Raw genomic sequence first — 3,342 nt, forward strand, 5'->3', positions numbered from 1 at the left:
ATATTGATTTCTAGTCTTTGATTAGATCGTTCTTTAAAAATTTGGGTATGTGATAGAAAGATAGACTGAACGTTACTTTCACTGGTAACGGATCAGGCTAAGGTAAAATTTGTAAGTAATTGCGAATTTTCGGCGAATGTCGTCTTCACAGTATAACCAGATTGCTTGGGGTTATATGGTCAAGTGAAGAAGCGCATACGGTGGATGCCTTGGCAGTCAGAGGCGATGAAAGACGTGGTAGCCTGCGAAAAGCTTCGGGGAGTCGGCAAACAGACTTTGATCCGGAGATGTCTGAATGGGGGAACCCAACCATCATAAGATGGTTACCTTACACTGAATACATAGGTGTATGGAGCGAACCAGGGGAACTGAAACATCTAAGTACCCTGAGGAAAAGAAATCAACCGAGATTCCCTTAGTAGTGGCGAGCGAACGGGGACTAGCCCTTAAGTGGCTTTGAGATTAGCGGAACGCTCTGGAAAGTGCGGCCATAGTGGGTGATAGCCCTGTACGCGAAAATCTCTTAGTCATGAAATCGAGTAGGACGGAGCACGAGAAACTTTGTCTGAATATGGGGGGACCATCCTCCAAGGCTAAATACTACTGACTGACCGATAGTGAACTAGTACCGTGAGGGAAAGGCGAAAAGAACCCCGGAGAGGGGAGTGAAATAGATCCTGAAACCGTATGCGTACAAGCAGTGGGAGCAGACTTTGTTCTGTGACTGCGTACCTTTTGTATAATGGGTCAGCGACTTATTTTCAGTGGCGAGCTTAACCGAATAGGGGAGGCGTAGCGAAAGCGAGTCTTAATAGGGCGTCTAGTCGCTGGGAATAGACCCGAAACCGGGCGATCTATCCATGGGCAGGTTGAAGGTTGGGTAACACTAACTGGAGGACCGAACCGACTACCGTTGAAAAGTTAGCGGATGACCTGTGGATCGGAGTGAAAGGCTAATCAAGCTCGGAGATAGCTGGTTCTCCTCGAAAGCTATTTAGGTAGCGCCTCATGTATCACTGTAGGGGGTAGAGCACTGTTTCGGCTAGGGGGTCATCCCGACTTACCAAACCGATGCAAACTCCGAATACCTACAAGTGCCGAGCATGGGAGACACACGGCGGGTGCTAACGTCCGTCGTGAAAAGGGAAACAACCCAGACCGTCAGCTAAGGTCCCAAAGTTATGGTTAAGTGGGAAACGATGTGGGAAGGCTTAGACAGCTAGGAGGTTGGCTTAGAAGCAGCCACCCTTTAAAGAAAGCGTAATAGCTCACTAGTCGAGTCGGCCTGCGCGGAAGATGTAACGGGGCTCAAACCATACACCGAAGCTACGGGTATCATCTTCGGATGATGCGGTAGAGGAGCGTTCTGTAAGCCTGTGAAGGTGAGTTGAGAAGCTTGCTGGAGGTATCAGAAGTGCGAATGCTGACATGAGTAACGATAATGGGTGTGAAAAACACCCACGCCGAAAGACCAAGGTTTCCTGCGCAACGTTAATCGACGCAGGGTTAGTCGGTCCCTAAGGCGAGGCTGAAAAGCGTAGTCGATGGAAAACAGGTTAATATTCCTGTACTTCTGGTTATTGCGATGGAGGGACGGAGAAGGCTAGGCCAGCTTGGCGTTGGTTGTCCAAGTTTAAGGTGGTAGGCTGGAATCTTAGGTAAATCCGGGATTCTAAGGCCGAGAGCTGATGACGAGTTATCTTTTAGATGACGAAGTGGTTGATGCCATGCTTCCAAGAAAAGCTTCTAAGCTTCAGGTAACCAGGAACCGTACCCCAAACCGACACAGGTGGTTGGGTAGAGAATACCAAGGCGCTTGAGAGAACTCGGGTGAAGGAACTAGGCAAAATGGCACCGTAACTTCGGGAGAAGGTGCGCCGGTGAGGGTGAAGGACTTGCTCCGTAAGCTCATGCCGGTCGAAGATACCAGGCCGCTGCGACTGTTTATTAAAAACACAGCACTCTGCAAACACGAAAGTGGACGTATAGGGTGTGACGCCTGCCCGGTGCCGGAAGGTTAATTGATGGGGTTAGCTAACGCGAAGCTCTTGATCGAAGCCCCGGTAAACGGCGGCCGTAACTATAACGGTCCTAAGGTAGCGAAATTCCTTGTCGGGTAAGTTCCGACCTGCACGAATGGCGTAACGATGGCGGCGCTGTCTCCACCCGAGACTCAGTGAAATTGAAATCGCTGTGAAGATGCAGTGTATCCGCGGCTAGACGGAAAGACCCCGTGAACCTTTACTATAGCTTTGCACTGGACTTTGAATTTGCTTGTGTAGGATAGGTGGGAGGCTTTGAAGCGTGGACGCCAGTTCGCGTGGAGCCAACCTTGAAATACCACCCTGGCAACTTTGAGGTTCTAACTCAGGTCCGTTATCCGGATCGAGGACAGTGTATGGTGGGTAGTTTGACTGGGGCGGTCTCCTCCTAAAGAGTAACGGAGGAGTACGAAGGTGCGCTCAGACCGGTCGGAAATCGGTCGTAGAGTATAAAGGCAAAAGCGCGCTTGACTGCGAGACAGACACGTCGAGCAGGTACGAAAGTAGGTCTTAGTGATCCGGTGGTTCTGTATGGAAGGGCCATCGCTCAACGGATAAAAGGTACTCCGGGGATAACAGGCTGATACCGCCCAAGAGTTCATATCGACGGCGGTGTTTGGCACCTCGATGTCGGCTCATCACATCCTGGGGCTGAAGCCGGTCCCAAGGGTATGGCTGTTCGCCATTTAAAGTGGTACGCGAGCTGGGTTTAGAACGTCGTGAGACAGTTCGGTCCCTATCTGCCGTGGACGTTTGAGATTTGAGAGGGGCTGCTCCTAGTACGAGAGGACCGGAGTGGACGAACCTCTGGTGTTCCGGTTGTCACGCCAGTGGCATTGCCGGGTAGCTATGTTCGGAATAGATAACCGCTGAAAGCATCTAAGCGGGAAACTAGCCTCAAGATGAGATCTCACTGGAACCTTGAGTTCCCTGAAGGGCCGTCGAAGACTACGACGTTGATAGGTTGGGTGTGTAAGCGCTGTGAGGCGTTGAGCTAACCAATACTAATTGCCCGTGAGGCTTGACCATATAACACCCAAGCAATTTGCGTCGAAGAGACCAGATTGCGGTGTGTGAAGACGAAACGAACCGAAAGTTCGAGATCTTGCAAAACACCGAAAGCTATCACATACCCAATTTGCTGAAGCGAGGCCAACTGGCCACGACTCAGTACCCGAATTTCTTGACGACCATAGAGCATTGGAACCACCTGATCCCATCCCGAACTCAGCAGTGAAACGATGCATCGCCGATGGTAGTGTGGGGTTTCCCCATGTGAGAGTAGGTCATCGTCAAGATT

The 3,342-nt window shown here is 50.7% G+C and carries 2 rRNA genes; both read left to right on the plus strand.

The features are described from left to right. Positions 1-177: 177 nt before the first annotated feature. Positions 178-3,071 (plus strand): 23S ribosomal RNA (locus tag ACIOMR_RS30615). Positions 3,072-3,224: 153 nt separating this feature from the next. Further along, positions 3,225-3,340 (plus strand): 5S ribosomal RNA (gene rrf, locus ACIOMR_RS30620). Positions 3,341-3,342: the final 2 nt, after the last annotated feature.

This window comes from Pseudomonas sp. NPDC087814 (assembly GCF_044742865.1).
Lineage (GTDB): Bacteria > Pseudomonadota > Gammaproteobacteria > Pseudomonadales > Pseudomonadaceae > Aquipseudomonas.